This is a genomic window from Mesobacillus campisalis, assembly GCF_000986785.1.
GTDB classification, from domain to species: Bacteria; Bacillota; Bacilli; order Bacillales; family Cytobacillaceae; genus Mesobacillus_B; species Mesobacillus_B campisalis.
The window spans coordinates 265,998-289,725 of sequence record NZ_LAYY01000101.1; the positions used below are offsets into that span (position 1 = coordinate 265,998).

Genomic DNA, 23,728 nt, shown 5'->3' on the forward strand with positions numbered 1-23,728 from the left:
TGGGAGGAAGACAAGATGGGGTTGGAAGTCGATATCATTTTTAAAATTGCGGGTGTCGGGATTGTTGTCGCATTTTTGCATACAATTTTAGACCAGGTGGGCAAGAAGGAATATGCCCAGTGGGTTACACTGTTTGGCTTTATCTATATTCTCTTTATGGTGGCATCAATCGTCGACGACCTCTTTGACAAAATAAAATCTGTTTTCCTATTCCAGTGACAAGGGAGGGTCCTGCGATTGAGATCTTGCAAATAACAGGAGCGGCGCTGGTGGCCACCTTCCTGGCTCTCATCTTAAAAGAACAAAAGCCGAATTTCGCCTTTTTGCTGATTGTATTTACCGGCTGCGCCATCTTCTTGTTCCTCGTTGACCAAATCTACCTGATCATCAACATGATTGAGAGGCTGGCTTCAGATGCAAAGGTGAACCTTATCTACGTGGAGACCATTTTAAAAATTATTGGCATCGCCTATATCGCGGAATTTGCGGCTCAGATTACGAAAGATGCCGGACAAGGGGCAATTGCATCCAAAATTGAGTTAGGAGGAAAGATCCTTATTCTTGCCATGGCCATCCCTATCCTAACTGTTATGATTGAGACTATTCTCCGGTTAATTCCCGGATGAACACGATCAGGGGTGAAAAAATGAAGTATGTACTGCAGGCTTTATTCGGAATCGCATTGCTGGTCTTGTTCTTGCCTGAACCCGGTGTACAAACTGCAGCTGGACAGGTGCCACCCGCCACGGCAGAGGCTATGGCGGATGAACAGCTTGATGCGCTCCAAATCGATGAACTTCAGCAGTTTTGGAGTGATATTCTCACCGAATATGGCGGATTCCTTCCGGAGAGCCAGAAAGGAAGCCTGGATGACTTTATAAAAGGCGAGAAAGAGTTCAGCCTGAAAGATTGGCTGACGGGCATTATCAAGTTCATGTTTCATGAGTTTATTGCAAATGGAAAGCTGCTTGGGTCGCTTGTGCTCCTTACCATCTTCAGCATCTTTTTGCAGACTTTGCAGAATTCCTTTGAAAAGAGTACGGTCAGCAAGGTTGCCTATGCGATCGTGTTCATGGTGCTGATTATCATTGCACTTAATAGTTTTCATGTTGTCATGGATTACACCAATAAGGCAATTGGAACGATGATTCAATTCATCCTTGCGTTAATCCCCCTGCTTCTTGCCCTTATTGCGGCTTCAGGCGGGGTGGTGTCTGCATCGTTTTTTCATCCGGTTATATTGTTTTTAATGAATACAAGCGGGATGTTCATCCAGTACGTAGTGCTTCCTCTCCTGCTGCTGTCTGCGATCCTTAGCATCGTCAGCATCCTGACAGAGCATTATAAGGTGACCCAGCTGGCGGGATTGCTCCGCAATTGGAGCATCGGCCTTCTCGGTCTGTTTTTGACGGTGTTTCTTGGAGTGATTTCCGTCCAGGGGGCTGCCACAGCTGTATCGGATGGAATTGCGATAAAGACGGCCAAGTTCATCACCGGCAATTTCATTCCGGTGATTGGCAGGGTCTTTACCGATGCAGCTGACACTGTTATCAGCGCATCCGTGCTGCTGAAGAATACGGTTGGACTTGCAGGTGTGGTCATCCTGCTGTTTATTGCGGCCTTTCCTGCAGTCAAAATCCTGCTTATTTCCTTTATTTATAAATTCGCCGCCGCTATCCTTCAGCCCTTGGGCGGAGGCCCGGTCATCGCCTGTCTGGATGTGATCAGCAAAGCGATTCTCTATGTTTTCGCAGCGCTGGCGATCGTTTCCCTGATGTTTTTCCTTAGCATCACAGTCATTGTGGCAGCGGGTAATCTGACAATGATGGTTCGATAGGAGGGTCGAGATGGAATTTCTTAAAGAGTGGATTACCAATATCATCCTGTTCATTCTGCTCGCAACGGTTATCGATATGCTCCTGCCGAACTCCAATTTGCAAAAATATGTGAAAGTGGTTATCGGTCTCCTTTTGATCTCCATCATTTTGTCACCTATCATGAAAATTTTCTCCAGCGATTTTGAAGCCTCTCTGTCCTCGCTCTCAAATTATCAAAATCCAGTCCAAACAAAAAAGATGGAAAATTTAATAGAATCAAAGAAAAAAGAAATACAAGCCTCCCATCATGCATATATTTTAGAACAAACAGCTGTCCAACTGAAACTGGACGCAGAGGAGGAGTTGATGGCAAGGCACGGCATGAAAATTGCAGGAATCGAGGTAACAGCTGATGAAGCAGAAGAGAATCTGTCCCCTCAAAATCTCCAGTCAATCATGGTGGAGGTTGTCAGCGGTGGGGATGAGGATACGGCAGTGGCCGTGGTAAAAGAAGTAGAAATTGATACAGCCCAACCCCTTCAAGCAGACCAGAACACTAGATTAAATGAAGAGATTTCCTCTCTTCTGGCAGAAAAATGGAATGTTCCGCAATCATCTATACAAATTGTCGTAAAAGGGGGGACATAGAACAGGGATGAGCAATGATAAAGGGCCGATTACCTGGTTGAAGAAACAGCTGTTCAATCAGGAGTCATCAGAAAAGAAAACGGGCAAATACCCATATCTTTTGATTGTGATCGTGTTTGGAATTGCTGTTATGCTTTTGGGTAACATGTTTGGAAATCAAAAGGGGCCAGAGAATGATATGGCGGTCTTCAGCCAGCAGGGGGCGGAGGAGGATGCTCCGGCATTCGGCCAGAAAAACAACTCGGAAACCAGCATCATCAAAGTGTACGAGGAAGCTTACGAAAACCAGCTTAAGGATGCGTTGGAAGGAATCATGGGCGTTGAAGACGTCACAGTAGTAGTCAATGTTGACGCTACCGAAAAAAAGGTGCTGGAGAAAAACTCGGTGACCCAATCCCAGAAAACAGATGAGATTGACCGCGAGGGCGGGAAACGCGGAGTGGAGGACCTTTCAAAAGATGAGCAAATTGTCATCATCAGGAAGAGAGAAAATGAAACACCTATTGTCCTGGAGACGAAAAAACCAGCTATCCGCGGTGTCCTCATCGTCGCCAAGGGAGCTGAAAATGTCCAGGTGAAAAAATGGATTATCGAAGCAGTTACCAGGGTGCTCGATGTTCCCAGTCATCGGGTCGCGGTTATGCCAAAAAAAACCAAGGGGGATTAAAGAATGCTATTAAAAAAACAAACAGTCTGGCTGTTGACCATGTTGAGTCTTGTCGTTGTCCTGAGTGTCTATTATATCACTTCGCCTGAACCAAACCGCTCAAACCTTGCAAATGTGGAGGAACCGAAAGAGAATGTTAGTGAAGAAACAGCGAAGGAAGACGGAAAGCCGGTGGAAACAAGCGATGAGGACGCCGTCATTTCCGGAATCGCCAGCGATGAGCAGTTCGAGGCCTTAAGGCTTGACCTTGAGGATCAGCGAAGTCAAAGAAAGGCTGAATTGCAGGCTATTGTGGCATCCACTGACCTTCCAGTTGAACAGCGGAATAAGGCGTATGATGAAATGAAGGATCTGGACACCATCTCAAAGAAAGAAAATGTACTTGAAACTCTGATAAAGACCATGGGGTATGAAGATGCATTGGTACGTGCTGATGGAGAAAAGGTTCGGATTACCGTAAAGGCCCAGGATCATACACCAGCAGAAGCCAATGAAATCATCCAGATGGTAAGAAGCGAGCTTGGTGCCTACCAGGCAGTGGCAGTAACCTTTCAGCCGGAAAAATAAATGAAGAAGGCCGGGAATGAACCCGGTCTTTTTTATTTTTCAGTGAAAGGTCTCAATTGCCTTGCTGAGGGCAATAATTCCAATAACTTTATTTTATTTTGGAGATTCGTTTCCCATTTTATTCAGAAAATATTAAAATAGAGGTAATAAACAGACTTTATGGTTTATAGTAACATATTGAATAAAGGCATGGTATTATCGTATAGTGTTAGTATCTAGTCTTAATCATACATAAAATGGACAAGGGGTGCCAGAAATGTTAAAAGTACAAGAAATAAGAGAATTGATCAAGCTTATCGACCAATCCAGCATTGACGAATTTTCGTATGAGCTTGACGGAGCCAAAATCAAGATGAAGAAGAAGGGTGAAGTCAAGCAGGTACTCGTTGAGCAGGCACAGACTGCATTAGCTGCTCCAGCAGCCCCTGCTCCAGCTGTCCAGGCGGCTCCGCCAGCACAGGCAGCGCCACCTGTACAAAAAGAGGAACCAAAGCAGGAGGTCCTTAAGGAAGCAGTCCAGGAAAGTGAAAATCTACATAAGATCACCTCGCCGATGGTCGGAACGTTCTATCAATCACCTTCTCCCGACACCGACCCATATGTCAGGCCGGGAGCAAAAGTCAGCAAAGATTCCATCGTATGCATCGTGGAAGCAATGAAGCTATTTAACGAAATTGAAGCGGAAATTAACGGGGAAATTGTGGAAGTGCTCGCAAAAGACGGCCAGCTTGTGGAATATGGCCAGCCTTTATTCCTGGTTAAACCTGAATAAGGAGCGTGAATGCCATGATAAAAAAAGTATTGATTGCCAACAGGGGAGAAATCGCTGTCCGGATTATCCGTGCCTGCCGCGAGCTTGGGGTCGAATCGGTAGCGGTCTACTCGGAGGCTGATAAGGAATCCCTGCATGTCCAGCTCGCTGATGAAGCGTATTGCATTGGACCTAAAGCATCAAAGGACAGCTACCTGAATTTCACGAACATTGTCAGCGTCGCAAAACTTACAGGCTGCGATGCCATCCATCCCGGCTACGGGTTTCTGGCGGAAAACGCCGACTTCGCCGAACTTTGCCGTGAATGCAATATCATTTTCATCGGTCCGACCCCTGAGGCCATCCAGAAAATGGGGACAAAAGACGTCGCCCGGGAAACGATGCGGGAAGCAAATGTTCCAATTGTGCCAGGATCAAAAGGAATTATCAGAAGCACCGACGAGGCAGTTGAATTGGCCGGGGAAATTGGCTATCCTGTGATTATCAAGGCAACAGCCGGCGGCGGCGGTAAAGGGATCCGGGTAGCAAGGACGGAGGAGGATCTCATCAAGGGGATCAACATCACCCAGCAGGAAGCAAACACAGCTTTCGGAAATCCCGGGGTTTATATTGAAAAATATATTGAAGATTTCCGCCATGTGGAAATCCAGGTCCTAGCCGACAATTACGGCAATACCATCCACCTTGGTGAACGGGACTGCTCGATTCAGCGGCGTCTTCAAAAGCTATTAGAAGAGACTCCATCCCCGGCGCTTGATGGCGAAATCCGTGAGGAAATGGGGACAGCTGCGGTAAAAGCAGCAAAAGCAGTTGCTTATACAGGCGCTGGCACGGTAGAATTTATATATGATTACCGCAATCGCAAATTTTATTTTATGGAAATGAATACCCGAATACAGGTGGAGCATCCTGTTACCGAGATGGTTACCGGAGTGGACCTGATCAAGGAGCAAATCCGGGTGGCTTCTGGTGAAAAACTTAGCCTGAAACAGGATGAGGTCGTTTTCAATGGCTGGGCGATTGAGTGCAGGATCAATGCGGAAAACCCTGCAAAGAACTTCATGCCTTCAGCGGGGAAAATCAAAATGTACCTGCCGCCAGGAGGCCTTGGTGTCCGGGTGGACTCTGCCGCTTATCCGGGCTATACAATCCCTCCTTATTATGATTCGATGATTGCAAAGGTAATAGCATACGGCAGCACCCGCGAGGAAGCGATCAGCCGTATGAAGAGAGCGCTGGCCGAATTCGTGATTGAAGGAATTCACACCACGATACCGTTCCACTTAAAATTGCTCAGTCACGAGCAGTTTGTGGATGGCCAGTTCAATACAAAGTTCCTGGAACTGTATGATGTGATGTCTGAAGAATAAGCAGGAGGTGCAAGCAATGAGTGAACAGCGGGTACTAGAAATGAACCAGGGTGAAAACAGTCTTGGCAAGGTGGAAATCGCTCCGGAAGTCATCGAGGTGATCGCCGGAATCGCTGCTTCAGAGGTGGAGGGCGTTTCACAAATGCGCGGCGGATTTGCTGCTGGCGTGGTTGAAAGGCTGGGCAAAAAGAATCACGGAAAGGGAGTCAGAGTGGAACTTTCCGATGAGGGCATCAAGGTGGATGTTTATTGCATGATGAAGTTTGGCATTTCCATTCCTGTGGTTGCCCAAAAAATCCAGGATAATATTCGCCAGGCCCTTCTCAATATGACAGCCCTCGAAGCGGCCGAAGTCAATATCCATGTCGTAGGGATTCAATTTGAAACCCAAAAGCCTGAAAACGATTACGAACAGGAAATGTAAATGAAAAGCCAAGGACGTCATGTCTTTGGCTTTTTTGCGGATTCCTGCAGCTGGATGAGAGGCTGCCGATACTCTGCAAAGGTGCTCCTGAAATATTTTTTTGCGGCTTTTGCCTGATGGACTTGATAAAGTTTCCCGGAAAAGTAAAAATAAATAGGGAGCCATTCGCATCAAGCGGATGGTATGCTATTATCTAGTTAGAAAGGGACAGGCAACTGCCCGTAAAGGAGTTATGAAAATGAAAAGAAGAACAGCCCGGGAAAAGGCCTTGCAAGCCTTGTTTCAGATTGACATAAGCGAAGCGGAAATCAACGATGCGATTGAGCATGTGCTGGAGGATGAGAAAAAGGATGCCTATCTGACCCAGCTGGTCGAAGGTACTGTTGGCCATAAGGATGAAATTGACAGTGCCATTAAAAAACAATTGGAAAACTGGACAATCGACCGCCTTGCACATGTGGACAGAAGCTTGTTGCGCCTTGCGGTATATGAATTGATGTATTGCAATGAGCAAGTGCCGCCCAATGTGGTTATGGATGAAGCAATTGAAATAGCAAAAATTTATGGGGATGACCAATCCAGCAAATTTATTAATGGGGTACTCTCAAAAGTAAAACAGCATCTGTGAAGAACCGCTCCAATAATGCCCGCTGGTTCCTTCCTCTTCGATTAATAAAGGGGGATATGACATGACTGCAACGATTATTGATGGCAAAGAAGTTGCCAGAAAGAAAAAACTTGAAATTTCAAAGGAAGTTGAAAAGCTGAAGCAAGCAGGGATCATTCCGGGATTGGCCGTAATCCTGGCAGGAGATAACCAGGCATCGAGAACCTACGTCAATTCCAAGCAAAAAACATGCAAGGAACTTGGGATGCATTCGGTTATGATTGAATATCCCGACAGCGTCAATGAAGAGGAGCTTCTCGGGAAAATTGCGCAGTTGAATGAAGATGATTCCATCCACGGAATCCTCGTTCAGCTTCCGCTGCCGTCCCACATCAGTGAAACGAAGGTAATTGAAGCGATATCGCCCGAAAAGGATGTCGATGGTTTCCATCCGGTCAATGTAGGCCGAATGATGACAGGACAGGATGCTTTTATTTCCTGCACACCCTATGGAATCATGGTCATGTTAAAAGAAGCCGGAATCAGCATTGAAGGGAAGCATGCTGTCGTGGTAGGCCGAAGCAATATTGTCGGGAAGCCTGTAGGTCAGCTTTTATTGAATGAGAATGCAACGGTTACCTACTGCCACTCCAGGACAACAGACCTTGCTTCCCACACAAACCAGGCTGACATCCTGATTGCGGCAGTCGGCAAGGCGGATTTCATAAAAGCCAGCCATGTAAAACCTGGTGCAGTCGTCATCGATGTAGGGATCAACCGCAATAGTGAGGGGAAACTATGCGGGGATGTCGCTTTTGCGGAAGTAAAGGAAAAGGCAGGCTATATTACTCCGGTACCTGGAGGAGTCGGGCCAATGACGATTACCATGCTGATGTACAATACCCTGAAATCCGCAAAAAACCACCTTTCCAGACTGCAGGCTTTGAGTAAGTAAGAAAAATTCCAACGCTGCGCACCTGTGATCCATCGCTGGCGCGCAGCGGGTTTTTTAAAATAGCAGCTGCCCCATCCTGGCAGGTTTTGAGTCCACTCTTTCTCCAAAGTGACGAATGAGGGATCTAAACTTATAATAGGGATGGGCAGCTTTTTTTGCTATAGAACAGCTTTCTGCTGTTTATCATGGATTTTCGGGCCGCTCAAACGGCTGGTTAAAAAGGCAGGGATGAAAAATGGATGAACACCGTTATTTGACTGTACACGCATTAACAAAATATATTAAACGTAAATTCGATGCCGATCCGCATCTTCAGGATATTTTTGTTAAAGGGGAAATCTCCAACTTTAAACAGCATTCGAGCGGACATATGTATTTCACCCTTAAGGATGAAAAAGCCCGCATCCTGGCTGTTATGTTCTCAAGCTTTAACAAGGGGATGAAGTTCCGCCCGGAAAATGGGATGAAGATACTTATACGGGGAGAAATCACGGTTTACGAACCGAGCGGCCAATACCAGGTTTATGTTAAAGAAATGCAGCCTGATGGTGTAGGGGATTTATTCCTAGCTTATGAACAATTAAAGGCACGCCTCGAAAAAGAGGGTTTATTTTTGCCAAGATACAAAAAGCCCCTCCCTAAATACCCGCAAAAGGTCGGTGTAATCACTTCGCCCACAGGTGCTGCCATTCGGGATGTGTTGACGACGCTCAAACGAAGATACCCGATAACAGATATTCTGATAATTCCGGCACTGGTACAAGGGAGCCAGGGAGCTGCCTCCATTGTCAGGGCGATTGAGACCGCCAACAGGAGAAGTGGTATTGACGTGCTTATCGTTGGGCGCGGGGGAGGTTCCATAGAGGAGCTGTGGTCTTTTAATGAGGAAGCTGTGGCAAGGGCCATTTTTGCTTCAAGGATCCCTGTCATTTCAGCAGTAGGACACGAAACAGATTTTACGATTGCCGATTTTGTTGCTGATATGCGCGCACCTACCCCTACTGCGGCCGCGGAACTGGCAGTGCCGCATATAGACGATTTAATGGAAAAGGTATTGAACAGGCAATCCAGATTGATCAGGGCAATGAAGGAAAAAGTCAATTTTGAACAAGGCAGATATGGAAGGCTGAAAAAATCTTATGCGTTCCGTTTTCCAAGAAGGCTGTATGAACAAAAGCTTGAACAAGTGGACCGGTTGACCGAGACATTGGTCAAAGGAGCCGGGAAGCTTGCGGAAACAAAAGCCGAAAGCCTCCTGCATCTTACAAGGCGTCTGGAGCGGAATCATCCCGAGGAGCTGCTCAAGCATTCCAGGGAAGCGCATCAGCGCCAGGAAAGGGAACTGAAGCGGGCCATGGCCGCCATCCTGTCTGAAAAGCAACAGGAGTTTGCAGGTCTGGTATCCACTCTTGAAGCGTTGAATCCGCTAAAAATCATGGAAAGGGGATACAGCCTCGCCTATACGGAAGAAGGCAGCCTAATCAAGCGCCCTTCCCAGGTTAAGGCTAATGATTCCCTGACGGTGAAGCTTCCTGATGGACAGATCAACTGTATTGTGAAAAATGTTGAGGAGAGTGAACAAAATGGCAGAGGATAAAGTGCTGACTTTTGAAGAAGCGATGGAAAAGCTTGAACAGATAGTGGAAAAGCTTGAAGAAGGAGATGTTCCTTTGGAAGAGGCGATTTCCTTTTATAAAGAGGGGATGGAGCTGTCTAAGCTTTGCCATAACAAATTAAAACATGTGGAAGAACAGCTGACGCAAGTGCTGACCGACGATGGACAGGCTGCGGATTTTTCCATCACCGAGGAGGAATAGCCGTGCAGAAAGAAACTCTTGAACAATTTTCACAGCAATACAAAACCCTACTGGAAAACCGTTTAAGTGGGGCTGTGAACGAGCTTGATGCTCCCGGAACATTAAAGGAAGCCATGCTTTATTCACTTGAAGCCGGTGGGAAAAGAATCAGGCCTCTTTTATTGTTCGCCACACTCAAGGCATTCGGATGCAAGCCTGAAAAGGGGCTGGATGCAGCCGCAGCAATTGAGATGGTCCATACATATTCCCTGATCCATGATGATTTGCCAAGCATGGATAATGATGATTTAAGACGGGGGAAACCGACAAACCATAAGGTATATGGCGAAGCCGCCGCTATACTTGCCGGGGATGCCCTGCTTACCCTGAGCTTTAAGCTTCTTGCCCAGCTTCCGGCAGAAGTTGCGGATGGGGAAACAAAGCTGTCTTTGGTCGCCGGGCTTTCGGATGCTGCTGGTGCAGGAGGAATGGTCGGCGGACAGATTGCCGATATGGAGGGCGAAGGCAGACAGCTAACGCTTAAGGAATTGGAGTATATCCATATCAACAAAACGGGCAGGCTGCTTATGTACAGTGTCATAGCAGGAGCCGAAATTGCAGGTGCTTCCGCCGAAGTAAAACGAACACTGGAGACTTTTGCCCATCATATCGGCCTGGCATTCCAGATCAGGGATGACATCCTTGACCTTGTTGGAAACGAGGCTGAGATTGGCAAGCGGGTTGGGAGCGATGCACTGAACGAAAAAAGCACATATCCCGCCTTGCTAAGCCTCGATGGGGCAAAGGAAGCATTGAATGTACATATTGGACAGGCAAAGGAATTACTGGCTCAGACAGGGCTTGATACCGATATGCTTGAACAAATTACGAATTTGATCGGTCTTAGAAAGTCCTGAAGCCACCAAACCATTGAGACTCATGGCTGTTTTATGCTATAATCCAACCTGATTACCAAAAAGTACGTAACAAGTCAGAAATGAAAGTGAGTGGTCCGGTATGGATCTTTTATCGATAAAAGACCCTTCATTCCTAAAAGACCTGTCCATCAAAGAACTGGAATCGCTGGGCGAAGACATCAGAAAATTTCTAATCGAGAAGCTATCGAAAACAGGAGGTCATATCGGCCCAAATCTTGGGGTTGTCGAACTTACGATAGCATTGCATAAATGTTTCAACAGTCCTCAAGACAAGATTATCTGGGATGTTGGACATCAGTCGTATGTGCATAAGATTTTGACAGGCCGTGCCTGTCAATTTGATACATTAAGGCAATATAAAGGGCTTTGCGGTTTTCCGAAAATGTCAGAGAGCGAGCATGATGTCTGGGAGACAGGGCATAGCTCAACATCGCTGTCAGCAGCGATGGGCATGGCTGTTGCGCGCAATATCAAGGGTGAGAATACCCATGTTGTCCCAGTGATTGGCGACGGTGCCCTTACGGGGGGGATGGCCCTCGAGGCACTTAACCACATTGGCCATGAAAAAGAAAAAGTGATCGTCATCCTGAATGATAATGAAATGTCCATCGCGCCGAATGTAGGGGCCATCCATAATGTGCTGGGCAGGCTGAGGACTGCTGGAAAATATAACTGGGTTAAAGATGAACTTGAGGTTATTTTAAAGAAGGTTCCGGCGGTTGGAAACCAACTTGCTGGTACTGCGGAAAGAATCAAGGACAGTCTTAAGTACATGTTTGTTCCTGGTATGTTTTTTGAAGAACTTGGTTTTACTTATCTGGGACCTATTGACGGCCACAACTATGAGGATCTTTTTGAAAACATTGCGTACGCAAAAAAATATGATGGCCCTGTGCTTCTTCATGTCATCACGAAGAAAGGGAAGGGGTATCAGCCTGCGGAGGCTGACAGGGTTGGCACATGGCATGGGACAGGCCCTTATAAAACGGAGACCGGTGCTTTCGTCAAGCCTAAAAGCAGCCCCCCTGCATGGAGCGCGCTTGTGAGTGAGACCGTCCGAAAAGTGGCGAGGGAAGATAAACGCATCGTTGCCATTACTCCTGCTATGCCTGTCGGCTCCAAACTTGAGGGGTTCGCAAGCGAATTCCCGGACCGGATGTTTGATGTGGGAATTGCCGAACAGCATGCCGCCACCTTTGCGGCTGGGCTGGCTACTCAAAACATGAAGCCATTCCTTGCCATCTATTCAACTTTCCTTCAGCGCGCCTACGACCAGGTTGTCCATGATATTTGCCGGCAAAACCTGAATGTCTTCATAGGCATCGACCGTGCCGGCCTGGTTGGCGCAGACGGTGAGACGCATCAGGGTGTCTTTGATATTGCCTTTTTGCGGCACCTGCCCAATCTGGTCCTGATGATGCCAAAGGATGAAAATGAGGGCCAGCATCTTGTCTACACGGCCTTGAAGTATGATGATGGACCGATCGCACTCCGTTTCCCAAGAGGGAATGGACTTGGGGTTGAGATGGAAGAGTCGCTAAGGGAGATTCCTATCGGTACTTGGGAGGTTCTAAGGGAGGGTGATGATGCCGCCATCCTGACATTTGGAACGACCATTCCGATGGCTCTTGCTGCGGCAGCAGAACTTGAGAAGCAAGGAGTGTCTGTCAAGGTGGTTAACTGCCGATTCCTGAAACCTCTGGATATCCCGATGCTGTCAGGAATCCTTGAAGACAACATGCCGATCCTTACCATTGAAGAAGCTGTCCTTCAGGGAGGGTTCGGAAGCTTCATTCTCGAAACCGCCAATGAGCTTGGATTCGATGGAGCTAAAATTGACCGCCTTGGCATACCGGACAAGTTTATTGAACATGGCAATGTGGATGAACTGCTGAATGAAATTGAATTAACTTCTGAAGCAGCGGTTGAAAGAATCAAGAGATGGGCAAGGCAAAAGGAAAAAAGGGCGTAATAATGAAGATTAAAAAAGAACGTTTAGATGTGCTTCTAGTTGAAAGAGGACTGGCCGAAACACGGGAAAAGGCCAAGCGAGCGGTCATGGCCGGGCTCGTCTATTCCAAAGAGGAGCGGCTCGATAAGCCGGGGGAAAAAGTGGCGGCGGACATTCCCTTGACCATCAAAGGCAATCTCCTGCCTTATGTAAGCAGAGGCGGATTAAAGCTGGAAAAGGCACTTAAGAGCTTCGACCTGGATATTCACGGTAAAATCCTCCTGGATATCGGTGCATCCACGGGCGGATTCACAGATTGCGCCCTGCAGCATGGAGCAAAAATGTCCTATGCCCTTGATGTAGGCTATAACCAGCTGGCATGGAAACTGAGGCAGGATGAGCGTGTAGTGGTAATGGAAAGGACTAATTTCCGTTATGTAACACCAGCGGACCTTGCTAAAGGGATGCCTGAAATTGCCTCAATTGATGTAAGCTTTATTTCTTTAAAGCTGATTCTCCCGGTATTGAAGACATTGCTTGTTCCTGGAAGTGATGTGGTCGCCCTCATCAAACCGCAGTTTGAGGCTGGGCGGGAGCAGGTTGGCAAGAAAGGGATTGTCAGGGACCCTAAAGTACATCTGTCTGTCATTGAGACAATGATTGAATTCTCTGCCGGTCTTGGATTTGATGTTAAAAACCTTTCCTACTCCCCCATCACGGGAGGAGATGGAAACATCGAGTTTTTGCTTCATCTTCAATGGAATGCTTCTGAGGACCGCGGTGCCATTGACCAGTCGGTCTCTCCTTTACAGGTCGTACAATCGGCACATGATGACCTGAAAACAAAAAAAACAGAGGAGTAGGCTTATAAGCCTGCTCTTTTTTTCGAGAAACCTGGCGAATCGCCCCGATATATTGTGGAAACCTCGAAAATCAGCTAACATAGGGATGGATATATTTATTTATGTTTAATGAGCTCACAGAGGTGATAGAGTGAATAAAGGTCAGCGTCACATAAAGATTCGCGAATTAATCGCAAATGATGAAATTGAAACACAGGATGAACTTGTGGACAGGCTTAAAGAGGCGGGATTCAATGTTACGCAGGCAACGGTGTCACGGGATATCAAGGAATTGCATCTTGTTAAAGTTCCGCTACTGGACGGAAGGTATAAATATTCCCTCCCGGCAGACCAAAGGTTCAATCCTCTGCAGAAATTGAAGCGCTCCCTGATGGATGCCTTCATCCGTATTGACCACGCAGGGCATCTCCTCGTAATGAAAACGATGCCGGGAAATGCCAATGCGATTGGAGCGCTCATTGATAATCTCGATTGGGATGACATCCTTGGAACCATCTGCGGGGATGATACCATCCTGATCATTTGCCGTACACAGGAAGATACAGACAAGGTCGCAAACCGTTTTCTAGATATGCTTTAAATGAGGTGGATGCTTCTTGCTAAGTGAATTGTCAATCAGGAATTTTGCCATTATTGAAGCCCTGACAGTGTCTCTGCAAAAAGGTTTAACTGTTTTGACAGGAGAGACAGGAGCGGGGAAATCCATCATCATTGACGCCATCCATCTTTTGGTTGGCGGCAGAGGTTCTGCCGAGTATGTCCGCCATGGCGAACAAAGGGCTGAGCTTGAGGGATTGTTTTTTATCGATGGAGAGAATCATCCTGTGAAAGGAAAACTGAAGGATTTTGGCATTGACCATGAAGACGGCATGGTTGTACTCCGCAGGGATATATCAAGCAATGGGAAGAGTGTATGCCGAGTGAATGGTAAACTGGTCACCATCGCAATTTTAAGGGAAATCGGGTCCAGCCTTATTGATATTCATGGCCAGCATGAACATCAGGAGCTGATGGATGAAAGCAGGCATATCGACCTGCTGGATACATTTGGAGCAGAAGAGATCCAGCCTGCCATTGCCGAATACCAGCATGTGTTTAGGATGTATAATCAAACTCTGAAAAAGCTTAAAAGCCTTAGCGAGAATGAACAGCAGATGGCACATCGCCTCGACTTGCTGCAGTTTCAGCACGAGGAAATCCATTCCGCCCAGCTTAGACTCCACGAAGATGAACAGCTTGTCGAAGAAAGGCAGAAGCTGAACAATTTTGAAAAGGTGTATGAGGCCATACAAACGAGTTATGCCGCCCTGACAGCAGACCAGCGGGGGCTTGACTGGATAGGAATGGCAATGGACCATCTCGAAGGTGCAGCCGACCTGGATCCGGCTTATAAAGAACTGCATGAATCCGTGGCAAACAGCTTCTATATCCTTGAAGACGCAGCCCGTTCGTTAAGGAATGAAATGGACATGCTTGAGTATGATCCCCAGCGCTTAAATGAAATTGAAGACAGACTGAATGAAATCAATCAGCTTAAAAGAAAATATGGAAAGACCATTGATGAAATACTTGAATATGCCGCAAGCATTGAAGAGGAGATTGAAACACTGCAAAACAAGGAAGTCCACATCGGTCAGCTGGATAAGGAATTAGCTTCCTTCAAAGAGGATTTGCGGATAGAAAGTAAGAATCTTGGAAAAACGAGACGGAAATGGGCAAAAAAATTAACTGGACTCATACATCGCGAATTAAAAGACCTTTATATGGAAAAGACTGTATTTGAAGTCAAATTTGAAAGTGCTGAAGAGAATTTCATGAAAAATGGCGGTGACCTGGTGGAATTCTATATTTCCACAAACCCTGGGGAGCCTTTAAAGCCTCTTTCGAAAATTGCCTCAGGCGGTGAGCTTTCAAGGATAATGCTGGCGTTAAAAAGTATATTTTCCAGGCACCAGGGCGTTACCTCCATTATTTTCGATGAAGTGGATACAGGTGTCAGCGGAAGGGTCGCACAGGCCATTGCCGAAAAAATATTTAAAGTGGCCAAGGATTCCCAAGTCTTGTGCATTTCGCATCTTCCCCAGGTTGCTGCCATGGCCGATACTCATTTATATATCAGTAAGAGCATTAAAGCGGGGAGAACCAAAACGGCCGTTACTCCCCTATCCGAAAAGGATAAGGTACGTGAAATTGGCCGCATGATCTCCGGGGTGGAAATGACCGAACTGACCAGGCAGCATGCGGAAGAACTCCTGCAAATGGCCCAGGTCATGAAAACAGCTACCTAAAAGCTATCCTTTCAGGGATGGCTTTTTTTCATACTATGCGTCAGGACTGTTTTCTTAATTCTTCCGGTTATAAATGCAACGGGGGAAGGCAAAATTATAGATGTAGCCATTAAGTGTGTGGACTAGAAGCGAGGAGAGTGAAAAGATTGCATAAAGAATTTCTCAGAAAATTTATTGGTGGAATTCTCCTTGTTTCATTAATTGCACTCGGGTTTACAAAACCTGTTCAGGAATACATGTCGTTCCCAAAGCAAATTACACTTTTTGAAGGACAGCAGTTAGATTTTTCAGGTACAGTTTCCGTTTTGGCGAATGTAGATAATAATGCTACAGTCGACTTGGAACGGCAAAAAAGCGATGTAGCCTTGGTTGCAAAAAGGCAGGGCAAAGAGGAAATGGTCCTTGAACTTGCCGGCATCCCGATAAAAAAAGTTGATGTAAACGTTCTGAAGGATTTTAAAGTGTTCCCTGGAGGGCAATCAATCGGTGTTAAGCTGAACACAGTAGGTGTACTTGTCGTTGGGCATCATCAAATAGATACCCTTGAGGGAAAGTTCTCTCCGGGAGAAACTTCCGACATTAAGGTGGGAGATATCATAACGGAGATTAACGGGCAGCATATTGAAAAAATGTCCGATGTCGGCCCCTTTGTGCAGGAAGCAGGGGAAAGTGGAAAACCGATGAATATTGTATTGAAGCGGGAAAACGAAAAAATCAGCACTAAGCTAGAACCCAAAAAAGATAAACATGAAAACACGTACAAACTTGGGCTTTATATCCGGGACTCCGCTGCTGGAATAGGAACGATGACTTTTTACCATGCTGGAACAAAAAAGTATGGAGCCCTAGGGCACGTCATATCGGATATGGATACCAAAAAACCAATTGTGGTTGAAGATGGGCAAATCGTTCGGTCGACCGTAACATCCATTGAAAAAGGGGCAAATGGGGACCCTGGGGAAAAATTGGCCAGGTTCTCATCAGACCGTGAAGTGATAGGAAACATCGAACGGAATAGTCCCTATGGCATCTTTGGAAAGCTGAACAATGGCATTCAAAACGGAATTCTTGACAAGCCTATGCCAATCGCCCTTTCCCATCAGGTCAAGGAAGGTCCTGCGAAGATATTGACCGTTGTTGAAGAGGATAAAGTAAATCTGTTCGATATCGAAATTGTCAGCACAATCCCGCAAAAGTTTCCTGCCACAAAGGGCATGGTCATCAAGGTGACAGATCCGAAGCTGCTGGAAAAGACAGGCGGCATTGTCCAAGGGATGAGCGGAAGCCCAATCATTCAGGATGGAAAGCTGATTGGGGCAGTCACCCATGTGTTTGTCAACGATCCTACCAGCGGATATGGAGTCCATATTGAATGGATGCTGAATGAGGCCGGGATTAACATCTATGAGAAACCAGGACAAAAAGCCAGTTAAAACAATAGGAGCGTCCTGTCCATTTGGGCAGGACGCTTAGTACATAAAGGTTATTCGACAAAATTCCTTGGCGAATTTTGTCAACTATCGAAATTGGTCGAAAAAGGGAGGGAAACGAAGGATAAAATAGAATAAGTCACTTTTATAAGAAAAAATAAAAAATAAAAGGATTTCCTGTTGCATTGTCGAATTAGTCATTTAGAATAGATTACAGAGATGACTGGACTAGAGACCTTATAAGGACAGAGGAGGAACCTTAAGTGAACAAGATAAAGGTTTGTATAGTGGATGACAATAGAGAGTTGGTAGGTCTGCTTGAAGAGTACGTCTCTTCACAGGAAGATATGGAAGTGGCCGGAGTAGCCTATAATGGCCAGGACTGTCTAGAGATGCTTAAGGATACCGATCCGGATGTCCTGCTTTTAGATATCATCATGCCTCACCTGGATGGTCTTGCGGTTCTTGAAAAGCTTAGGGAACTGGATAAAAATGTGCTTCCAAACGTGATCATGCTAACGGCTTTCGGGCAGGAGGATGTTACGAAAAATGCAGTGGAACTAGGGGCGTCCTACTTTATCCTGAAGCCATTTGATATGCATAATTTGGGCAGCCATATCCGCCAGGTCAGCGGCAAATCAAGGGCAGCCGTCCGCAAGTCTTCCTCTCCGGGGTATCGTGTGTCTGGCGAGCAGAAACCGAAAAACCTTGATGCGAGCATTACCAGCATTATTCACGAAATTGGAGTGCCAGCACATATTAAGGGATATCTTTATCTGAGGGAAGCCATTTCCATGGTATACAATGATATTGAGCTGCTTGGTTCGATTACCAAGGTTTTATATCCCGATATCGCAAAGAAATACAATACAACAGCAAGCAGAGTGGAACGGGCGATCCGCCACGCAATTGAAGTAGCATGGAGCCGAGGCAATATTGATTCCATATCCTCCTTGTTCGGCTACACTGTCAGCATGTCAAAGGCTAAGCCGACAAACTCGGAATTCATAGCGATGGTGGCTGACAAGCTGCGCCTGGAGCATAAGGCTTCTTGAAAGGGTAAAAATTAATCCGAATTTTTTGCAGCATTTATATTCCTTTTAATATAATAAAGAAACATCCTTCCTATGAGCGGCGTCATATCAGGAAGGATGTTTCTTTATTATTTTTTTAAAATCAGAAAAATACCTCTCTGTTAGGATGTGGTTGAGATGACTCTTATTTTTGCACACCGCGGCTACTCTGCCAATTTTCCCGAAAATACCATGCTTGCCTTCACAGAAGGGGCCAAGGCAGGTGCCGAGGGACTTGAACTTGATGTTCAAATGACCAAAGATGGTGAGGTTGTGGTGATCCATGATGAAAAGGTAGACAGGACAACGGACGGAAAAGGGTTTGTAAAAGATTTTTCCGCCTCCGACATCAGGAATCTGGATGCTGGCGTATTGCATAAATCTCTTGGAAGAAAAGAACGCATTCCATTTCTGAAGGAAGTGTTTGAATGGCTGTCGGGAAATTCACTAATTTGCAATGTTGAACTAAAAACAGGCGTCTTTCGATACAAGGGCATAGAAGAAAAAGTCATCGGCCTGATAAGGCAATATGGACTTCAGGACCGGATCATTCTATCTTCTTTTAACCACTACAGCATTGTACATGCTGTCAGCATCGCGCCGGAAATAGAAACCGCTCCGATACTGGCTGAAGGCCTTTATATGCCATGGATTTATGCGAGTTCCATCAAGGCGGGAGGTTTTCATCCCCATTATCGGGCTGCCCATGAGGAGATCATCAGGCAGTCCCTCCAACACAACATTGCCGTACGCCCATATACGGTCAATAAAGAGTCGGAAATGAAAAGGCTTATACATGCAGGCTGCACCGCTATTATCACCGATCAGCCGAAGAAGGCTGCCGAGCTTAGGGAGGCCATATATAAAAGACCGTGAAAATAAGTCACGGTCTTTTATGATTCCTCTTTGTCTGGCAGCCGGAATCGCGCTTGTACCTTATTCCGTTTTCGGTCGCGATGAAGAATGAAACCTGCGATAAAGGCGAGTCCTGCTAAAAACAAAATCAGGCCGGCGATAAACTGCAGCCAGAGAATGGTAAAGGGAGGCTGGTAAATGCCGAACACCATGTCACGCATAAGTTTTACGCCGTATGCGGCAAATGCCCCAGGGATAAGAAGGATGATGAGTGCAATTATTCTGGTCATGAAAAATCCCTTCAGTATAGATGTCTTTAATCGTATCATAAGTCAATGCTGGGATTTGTCAAGGCAGGGGAAAGAAGTTAAAATGTAAGTGTGAAATAGATTGCAGGCTTGAATGGATCATCCATGAATTTTTTTTCTTAATGGGAGCGATACTCTATGCAAAGGGTTTTGATTGTAGGAGCAGGAAAGGGCGGGACCGCCATCCTGGGGATGCTCCGGGAAACGGCCATTATTGTAGGGGTTGTTGATACAAATGAGCAAGCACCAGGATTGGTTCTTGCCAGGGAAGCTGGAATACCTGTAGGTACGGATTGGCTGCCATTTCTAAATGATGAACTCGATTTGGTCATAGAGGTCACTGGCAGCAATGAGGTGTTTAAAAGAATTGTTCAGGCTCGCTCTCCCCGCACGATTGTGGTTCCAGGCAGTGTTGCCTATATGTTGTCAACACTCGTAGAAGAACGGGAGGAATTGATTGGCCGGCTCAGGAATGAAACGTACAAGCATGATTTAATTTTTAATTCCACCGGGGACGCCATGATTGTTGTCGATGCACGTGGTGTAATAACCCTCTTTAACACAACAGCGGAGAAAATAACCGGCTTGCCGGGAGCGCAGGTTACGGGAAGACCGATTCATGAAGCCATTCCTTCTAGCCGTTTGCCTTATGTCATGGAAACCAGGAGAGTTGAAAGCAATCAGGAATTCGTGCTGGAAAACGGCACCAAGATTATAACTACCCGGATTCCAATGATAGATGAACATGACCAGGTGATCGGGGCTTTTGCTGTTTTTAAAGAATTCACCGAAATGGTTCGTCTCGCGGGCGAAATTACGAAGCTGAAGGAAATCCAAACCATGCTTGAAGCGATTATCCAATCAAGTGATGAAGCCATTTCTGTAGTGGATGAGAACGGCAGCGGATTATTGATCAATCGGGCTTACAGCCGGATTACCGGCCTTAAGGAAGAGGAAGTCATCGGAAAACCGGCTACTGCCGATATTTCCGAGGGAGAAAGCATGCATATGAAAGTCCTTGAGACGAGGAGGCCAGTGCGCGGGGTTGCAATGAGAGTCGGGCCAAATAAAAAAGAAGTAATAGTCAACGTGGCTCCTATCATTGTCGATGGAAAGCTGAAGGGCAGTGTAGGCGTCATTCACGATATGTCTGAAATCCAAAGTCTTAATAGGGAATTAAACAGGGCCAGGCAAATTATCAGGACACTGGAAGCCAAGTACACGTTTGTAGATATCATTGGACAGTCGGAGGAAATGAACATTGCTGTCGAACAGGCGCGCCTTGGTGCGAAAACGCCGGCAACCGTTCTGCTAAGAGGGGAATCCGGAACAGGCAAGGAGTTATTTGCCCATGCGATACATAATGAAAGCGACAGGAAGTTTAATAAGTTTATCAGGGTGAACTGCGCTGCAATTACCGAGTCCCTCCTGGAAAGTGAATTGTTCGGCTATGAGGAAGGGGCGTTTTCGGGTGCGAAAAGAGGCGGAAAACGGGGATTCTTTGAGGAAGCCAACAATGGCAGCATTTTTCTCGATGAAATCGGCGAATTGCCTCCCAATACCCAGGCCAAGCTTCTCCGGGTGCTCCAGGAAAAGGAAATAGTCAGGGTCGGCGGTACAAAAGCAGTCCCAATCAATGTAAGGGTAATTGCGGCTACCAATATTAATCTTGAAAAGGCGATCGCGGATGGATCATTCAGGGAAGACTTGTACTACCGCCTGAATCGGATGCCCATCCATATCCCTCCCTTAAGGATGAGGAAGGAGGATATCCCTCTCCTTTGCGAACGATTGATCCACAAGATTAACCAGGATTATGGCCGCACAGTGGAAGGGGTATCACCCGGTGCAATCCGGAAGCTTTTGCAGTATGATTGGCCGGGCAATGTCAGGGAACTTGAAAATGTCCTTGGGAGAGCCATTATCTTCATGAATTATCACGAACTTCAAGTGGAGGATTTCCATTTGCCCGAATTTGTTGCCGGCTCCGCCAGCCCCAGCGTTAAGCAACAGAACGATTCCCGAATGGAAACTCTTTCTGCCCAGCTAAGCAGACATGAAGCGAACATTATCAGGGACACACTTGCCAAATTTAACGGAAATAAAACTCTGGCAGCGAAATCACTTGGTATTTCAGTGAGGGCACTCTATTACAAACTTGAAAAACTCGGTCTTGAAACGAATGGCATGCAATAAATTTCATAGTGTGAAAAAAACTGCATATTTAAGTTCGGATAAATAAAGCGGTTACAATATTCTGCGTTGGCACGTTCCTTGCATAATTGTGTATGGAGACTTTGAATTTTTTGAAAGGGTTGAAACAGCTTCATGAATTTCGATTTACTTATTAATCATGCAACCCAGCTTGGCAAGCAGAAAATAGCCGTCGCATCGGCTGAAGACATGGAAGTGTTGGCTGCCGTTTCGGCTGCTGCAGATATTGGCCTTGCCGAATTTCTGCTTATGGGAAACAGGCAGGAAATAACCCAGCTGCTGCGGGAAGGGTTTCCAGGCCTGCTTGAAGGCGGCACAGTCACCATCATAGACTGCGAAACCAGGGAGAGTGCAGCAGAGCATGCTGTCAAAGCGGTTCAATCAAAGGAAGCCGGGGTGCTGATGAAGGGGAATATCCCAACAGCGATATTCTTAAAGGCTGTATTGAATAAAGAGTACGGCTTAAGAACCGGAAAAGTTCTTTCCCATGTGGCTGCCTTTGAGGTTCCCCGCTACAATAGGCTGATTTTTGTCACCGATGCTGCGATGAATATCACCCCAACACTGGATGAAAAAGCTCAGATTGTCTCCAATGCAGTCAGTGTTTCAAGGTCTCTGGGAATGGCAGTCCCAAGAGTTGCTCCGCTGGCTGCAGTTGAAACGGTCAACCCCGCTATGCAGGCTACCCTGGATGCAGCCGCCTTGACCCAGATGAATCGCAGGGGCCAGCTTAAGAATTGTGTGGTAGACGGTCCGCTGGCTTTGGACAATGCCATCTCGGCACTTGCCGCGGAACATAAGGGAATCGGGGGCGAAGTGGCGGGAGAAGCTGATATCCTCCTTGTGCCAAACATAGAAGCAGGAAATATACTTTATAAATCACTTGTCTATTTCGCCGGCGCAAAGGTTGGGGCAGTGATAGCTGGAGCCGCTGCACCAATTGTACTCACATCAAGGGCAGATTCCGCGGAAAGCAAACTGTATTCCCTTGCCCTGGCGCTTTCAGTATCAAAATAATTAGCTAAAAAACATAAATTAGGGAGGAAGACACAAAATGGAAATCTTTGCTTACCTTGAACAATATGACTATGAACAGCTCGTTTTTTGCCAGGATAAACAATCCGGCCTGAAGGCAATCATCGCGATCCATGATACGACACTTGGCCCTGCGCTTGGTGGTACAAGGATGTGGACCTACTCTTCGGAAGCAGATGCGATTGAAGATGCACTCCGCCTTGCCAGGGGAATGACTTATAAAAATGCTGCGGCAGGCCTGAATCTCGGAGGAGGCAAGACAGTCATTATCGGCGATCCGCGCAAGGATAAGAATGAAGAAATGTTCCGGGCATTCGGAAGATATATTCAAGGGTTGAACGGCAGGTATATTACAGCCGAAGATGTTGGAACAACTGTGGCCGACATGGACCTGATCCATGAAGAAACCGATTATGTTACGGGGATTTCCCCTGCCTTCGGATCTTCGGGGAATCCATCTCCCGTTACAGCCTATGGTGTTTACCGCGGAATGAAAGCCGCTGCAAAAGAGGCGTTTGGAACAGATTCTCTTGAAGGCAAAGTGATTGCTGTGCAAGGCGTAGGCAATGTCGCTTACAATCTGTGCCGCCATTTGCATGAAGAGGGAGCGCTGCTTATTGTTACAGATATTAATAAAGAAGCGGTTCAAAAGGCAGTGGAGGAATTCGGCGCCAAGGCTGTTGATCCGAACGAGATCTATAGCGTGGATTGCGATATTTATGCCCCTTGTGCCCTTGGTGCGGTAATCAATGACGAAACCATTCCGCAAATCAAGGCCAAAGTGATCGCAGGTGCTGCGAATAACCAGCTTAAGGACACAAAGCATGGCGACATCATCCATGAAATGGGCATCGTTTATGCACCTGATTATGTCATCAATGCCGGCGGGGTAATCAATGTTGCGGATGAGCTTTATGGATACAATCGCGAGCGGGCCATGAAAAAGGTGGAAACCATTTACACCAATATTGAGAAAGTCATCCATATAGCGAAAAGGGATGGCATCCCTACCTATAAGGCTGCAGACCGTTTGGCTGAAGAACGGATTGAAAGAATGCGCAATTCACGCAGCCAATTTCTGCAGAACCCCCATCATATCCTAAGCCGCAGATAATAGGGTCAAACCATGGCTAATGCGCTGAATGTACCC

Annotated in this window: 25 protein-coding genes; 24 read left to right on the forward strand and 1 reads right to left on the reverse strand. The window is 46.5% G+C overall.

What is annotated here, in order from left to right; translation table 11 throughout:
• Window positions 1-15 precede the first annotated feature (15 nt).
• The 21 genes from spoIIIAC (at window position 16) to WQ57_RS25360 (ending at window position 19,042) form a co-directional block, all read left to right on the forward strand.
• Window positions 16-219: a stage III sporulation protein AC gene (gene spoIIIAC, locus WQ57_RS25260; protein ID WP_046526379.1), complete on the forward strand. Its 204-nt coding sequence runs from the start codon at window positions 16-18 to the stop codon at window positions 217-219.
• A gap of 17 nt (window positions 220-236) precedes the next feature.
• Window positions 237-626: a stage III sporulation protein AD gene (spoIIIAD, locus tag WQ57_RS25265; protein WP_241481656.1), complete on the forward strand. Its 390-nt coding sequence runs from the start codon at window positions 237-239 to the stop codon at window positions 624-626.
• A gap of 20 nt (window positions 627-646) precedes the next feature.
• On the forward strand, window positions 647-1,837 hold the full coding sequence (spoIIIAE, locus tag WQ57_RS25270; RefSeq protein ID WP_046526380.1) for a stage III sporulation protein AE: 1,191 nt from the start codon (window positions 647-649) through the stop codon (window positions 1,835-1,837).
• Between the two features lie 10 nt (window positions 1,838-1,847).
• Window positions 1,848-2,465 (forward strand): stage III sporulation protein AF, encoded by a 618-nt coding sequence (spoIIIAF, locus tag WQ57_RS25275; protein WP_046526381.1) that lies wholly within the window; start codon window positions 1,848-1,850, stop codon window positions 2,463-2,465.
• A gap of 7 nt (window positions 2,466-2,472) precedes the next feature.
• Window positions 2,473-3,132: a stage III sporulation protein AG gene (gene spoIIIAG / locus WQ57_RS25280; RefSeq protein WP_046526382.1), complete on the forward strand. Its 660-nt coding sequence runs from the start codon at window positions 2,473-2,475 to the stop codon at window positions 3,130-3,132.
• Window positions 3,133-3,135: 3 nt separating this feature from the next.
• Window positions 3,136-3,699, forward strand: a complete 564-nt coding sequence (locus WQ57_RS25285) for a SpoIIIAH-like family protein (protein ID WP_046526383.1) — start codon at window positions 3,136-3,138, stop codon at window positions 3,697-3,699.
• Window positions 3,700-3,955: 256 nt separating this feature from the next.
• Window positions 3,956-4,471, forward strand: a complete 516-nt coding sequence (gene accB, locus WQ57_RS25290) for an acetyl-CoA carboxylase biotin carboxyl carrier protein (RefSeq protein ID WP_046526384.1) — start codon at window positions 3,956-3,958, stop codon at window positions 4,469-4,471.
• A gap of 14 nt (window positions 4,472-4,485) precedes the next feature.
• Entirely contained in the window at window positions 4,486-5,841 is a 1,356-nt protein-coding gene (gene accC, locus WQ57_RS25295; RefSeq protein WP_046526385.1) for an acetyl-CoA carboxylase biotin carboxylase subunit, read from the forward strand.
• A 16-nt stretch (window positions 5,842-5,857) separates the two neighbouring features.
• Window positions 5,858-6,265, forward strand: coding sequence for an Asp23/Gls24 family envelope stress response protein (locus WQ57_RS25300; RefSeq protein WP_046526386.1), 408 nt, complete (start codon window positions 5,858-5,860; stop codon window positions 6,263-6,265).
• A gap of 238 nt (window positions 6,266-6,503) precedes the next feature.
• Window positions 6,504-6,893 carry a transcription antitermination factor NusB gene (nusB, locus tag WQ57_RS25305; RefSeq protein WP_046526387.1) on the forward strand — a complete coding sequence of 130 codons (390 nt, stop codon included), beginning with the start codon at window positions 6,504-6,506 and terminating at the stop codon, window positions 6,891-6,893.
• Between the two features lie 61 nt (window positions 6,894-6,954).
• Window positions 6,955-7,827 carry a bifunctional methylenetetrahydrofolate dehydrogenase/methenyltetrahydrofolate cyclohydrolase FolD gene (gene folD, locus WQ57_RS25310; RefSeq protein ID WP_046526388.1) on the forward strand — a complete coding sequence of 291 codons (873 nt, stop codon included), beginning with the start codon at window positions 6,955-6,957 and terminating at the stop codon, window positions 7,825-7,827.
• Between the two features lie 235 nt (window positions 7,828-8,062).
• The gene (xseA, locus tag WQ57_RS25315; protein ID WP_046526389.1) at window positions 8,063-9,424 is read left to right on the forward strand and encodes an exodeoxyribonuclease VII large subunit; all 1,362 of its coding nucleotides are present in this window, start codon (window positions 8,063-8,065) and stop codon (window positions 9,422-9,424) included.
• Window positions 9,411-9,644, forward strand: a complete 234-nt coding sequence (locus WQ57_RS25320) for an exodeoxyribonuclease VII small subunit (RefSeq protein ID WP_046526390.1) — start codon at window positions 9,411-9,413, stop codon at window positions 9,642-9,644. Before xseA ends, WQ57_RS25320 begins: the two co-directional genes overlap by 14 nt.
• A gap of 2 nt (window positions 9,645-9,646) precedes the next feature.
• On the forward strand, window positions 9,647-10,540 hold the full coding sequence (locus tag WQ57_RS25325) for a polyprenyl synthetase family protein (RefSeq protein ID WP_046526391.1): 894 nt from the start codon (window positions 9,647-9,649) through the stop codon (window positions 10,538-10,540).
• A 100-nt stretch (window positions 10,541-10,640) separates the two neighbouring features.
• Window positions 10,641-12,533, forward strand: coding sequence for a 1-deoxy-D-xylulose-5-phosphate synthase (dxs, locus tag WQ57_RS25330; RefSeq protein ID WP_046526392.1), 1,893 nt, complete (start codon window positions 10,641-10,643; stop codon window positions 12,531-12,533).
• Window positions 12,534-12,535: 2 nt separating this feature from the next.
• Complete coding sequence (locus WQ57_RS25335) at window positions 12,536-13,375, forward strand: TlyA family RNA methyltransferase (protein ID WP_046526480.1); 840 nt, start codon at window positions 12,536-12,538, stop codon at window positions 13,373-13,375.
• 130 nt (window positions 13,376-13,505) lie between these two features.
• Window positions 13,506-13,955 carry a transcriptional regulator AhrC/ArgR gene (ahrC, locus tag WQ57_RS25340; protein WP_046526393.1) on the forward strand — a complete coding sequence of 150 codons (450 nt, stop codon included), beginning with the start codon at window positions 13,506-13,508 and terminating at the stop codon, window positions 13,953-13,955.
• Between the two features lie 16 nt (window positions 13,956-13,971).
• Complete coding sequence (recN, locus tag WQ57_RS25345; protein ID WP_046526394.1) at window positions 13,972-15,663, forward strand: DNA repair protein RecN; 1,692 nt, start codon at window positions 13,972-13,974, stop codon at window positions 15,661-15,663.
• Between the two features lie 137 nt (window positions 15,664-15,800).
• Window positions 15,801-17,096 (forward strand): SpoIVB peptidase, encoded by a 1,296-nt coding sequence (gene spoIVB, locus WQ57_RS25350; RefSeq protein ID WP_084820384.1) that lies wholly within the window; start codon window positions 15,801-15,803, stop codon window positions 17,094-17,096.
• A gap of 260 nt (window positions 17,097-17,356) precedes the next feature.
• Complete coding sequence (gene spo0A, locus WQ57_RS25355) at window positions 17,357-18,148, forward strand: sporulation transcription factor Spo0A (RefSeq protein WP_046526396.1); 792 nt, start codon at window positions 17,357-17,359, stop codon at window positions 18,146-18,148.
• Between the two features lie 156 nt (window positions 18,149-18,304).
• Entirely contained in the window at window positions 18,305-19,042 is a 738-nt protein-coding gene (locus tag WQ57_RS25360) for a glycerophosphodiester phosphodiesterase (RefSeq protein WP_046526397.1), read from the forward strand.
• A gap of 17 nt (window positions 19,043-19,059) precedes the next feature.
• Here WQ57_RS25360 and WQ57_RS25365 read toward each other — a convergent pair whose 3' ends face one another.
• Window positions 19,060-19,311 (reverse strand): DUF2627 domain-containing protein, encoded by a 252-nt coding sequence (locus tag WQ57_RS25365; RefSeq protein ID WP_046526398.1) that lies wholly within the window; start codon window positions 19,309-19,311, stop codon window positions 19,060-19,062.
• A gap of 156 nt (window positions 19,312-19,467) precedes the next feature.
• Between WQ57_RS25365 and WQ57_RS25370 the strand changes: the two genes are divergently transcribed.
• From WQ57_RS25370 to bcd, 3 genes are all read left to right on the forward strand, one after another.
• Complete coding sequence (locus tag WQ57_RS25370; protein WP_046526399.1) at window positions 19,468-21,525, forward strand: sigma-54-dependent Fis family transcriptional regulator; 2,058 nt, start codon at window positions 19,468-19,470, stop codon at window positions 21,523-21,525.
• Between the two features lie 132 nt (window positions 21,526-21,657).
• On the forward strand, window positions 21,658-22,560 hold the full coding sequence (yqiS, locus tag WQ57_RS25375) for a phosphate butyryltransferase (RefSeq protein ID WP_046526400.1): 903 nt from the start codon (window positions 21,658-21,660) through the stop codon (window positions 22,558-22,560).
• A 37-nt stretch (window positions 22,561-22,597) separates the two neighbouring features.
• A complete protein-coding gene (bcd, locus tag WQ57_RS25380) occupies window positions 22,598-23,692 on the forward strand; it encodes a branched-chain amino acid dehydrogenase (RefSeq protein WP_046526401.1) in 1,095 nt (364 codons plus the stop codon).
• The last annotated feature ends 36 nt before the right edge of the window (window positions 23,693-23,728 follow it).

Bases quoted from the DNA above. Each gene is read 5' to 3' on its own strand.
- spoIIIAC (WP_046526379.1), top strand. From the start codon at position 16: ATGGGGTTGGAAGTCGATATCATTTTTAAAATTGCGGGTGTCGGGATT.
- spoIIIAE (WP_046526380.1), top strand. From the start codon at position 647: ATGAAGTATGTACTGCAGGCTTTATTCGGAATCGCATTGCTGGTCTTG.
- spoIIIAF (WP_046526381.1), top strand. From the start codon at position 1,848: ATGGAATTTCTTAAAGAGTGGATTACCAATATCATCCTGTTCATTCTG.
- spoIIIAG (WP_046526382.1), top strand. From the start codon at position 2,473: ATGAGCAATGATAAAGGGCCGATTACCTGGTTGAAGAAACAGCTGTTC.
- WQ57_RS25285 (WP_046526383.1), top strand. From the start codon at position 3,136: ATGCTATTAAAAAAACAAACAGTCTGGCTGTTGACCATGTTGAGTCTT.
- accB (WP_046526384.1), top strand. From the start codon at position 3,956: ATGTTAAAAGTACAAGAAATAAGAGAATTGATCAAGCTTATCGACCAA.
- accC (WP_046526385.1), top strand. From the start codon at position 4,486: ATGATAAAAAAAGTATTGATTGCCAACAGGGGAGAAATCGCTGTCCGG.
- WQ57_RS25300 (WP_046526386.1), top strand. From the start codon at position 5,858: ATGAGTGAACAGCGGGTACTAGAAATGAACCAGGGTGAAAACAGTCTT.
- nusB (WP_046526387.1), top strand. From the start codon at position 6,504: ATGAAAAGAAGAACAGCCCGGGAAAAGGCCTTGCAAGCCTTGTTTCAG.
- folD (WP_046526388.1), top strand. From the start codon at position 6,955: ATGACTGCAACGATTATTGATGGCAAAGAAGTTGCCAGAAAGAAAAAA.
- xseA (WP_046526389.1), top strand. From the start codon at position 8,063: ATGGATGAACACCGTTATTTGACTGTACACGCATTAACAAAATATATT.
- WQ57_RS25320 (WP_046526390.1), top strand. From the start codon at position 9,411: ATGGCAGAGGATAAAGTGCTGACTTTTGAAGAAGCGATGGAAAAGCTT.
- dxs (WP_046526392.1), top strand. From the start codon at position 10,641: ATGGATCTTTTATCGATAAAAGACCCTTCATTCCTAAAAGACCTGTCC.
- WQ57_RS25335 (WP_046526480.1), top strand. From the start codon at position 12,536: ATGAAGATTAAAAAAGAACGTTTAGATGTGCTTCTAGTTGAAAGAGGA.
- WQ57_RS25360 (WP_046526397.1), top strand. From the start codon at position 18,305: ATGACTCTTATTTTTGCACACCGCGGCTACTCTGCCAATTTTCCCGAA.
- WQ57_RS25365 (WP_046526398.1), bottom strand. From the start codon at position 19,311: ATGACCAGAATAATTGCACTCATCATCCTTCTTATCCCTGGGGCATTT.
- WQ57_RS25370 (WP_046526399.1), top strand. From the start codon at position 19,468: ATGCAAAGGGTTTTGATTGTAGGAGCAGGAAAGGGCGGGACCGCCATC.
- yqiS (WP_046526400.1), top strand. From the start codon at position 21,658: ATGAATTTCGATTTACTTATTAATCATGCAACCCAGCTTGGCAAGCAG.
- bcd (WP_046526401.1), top strand. From the start codon at position 22,598: ATGGAAATCTTTGCTTACCTTGAACAATATGACTATGAACAGCTCGTT.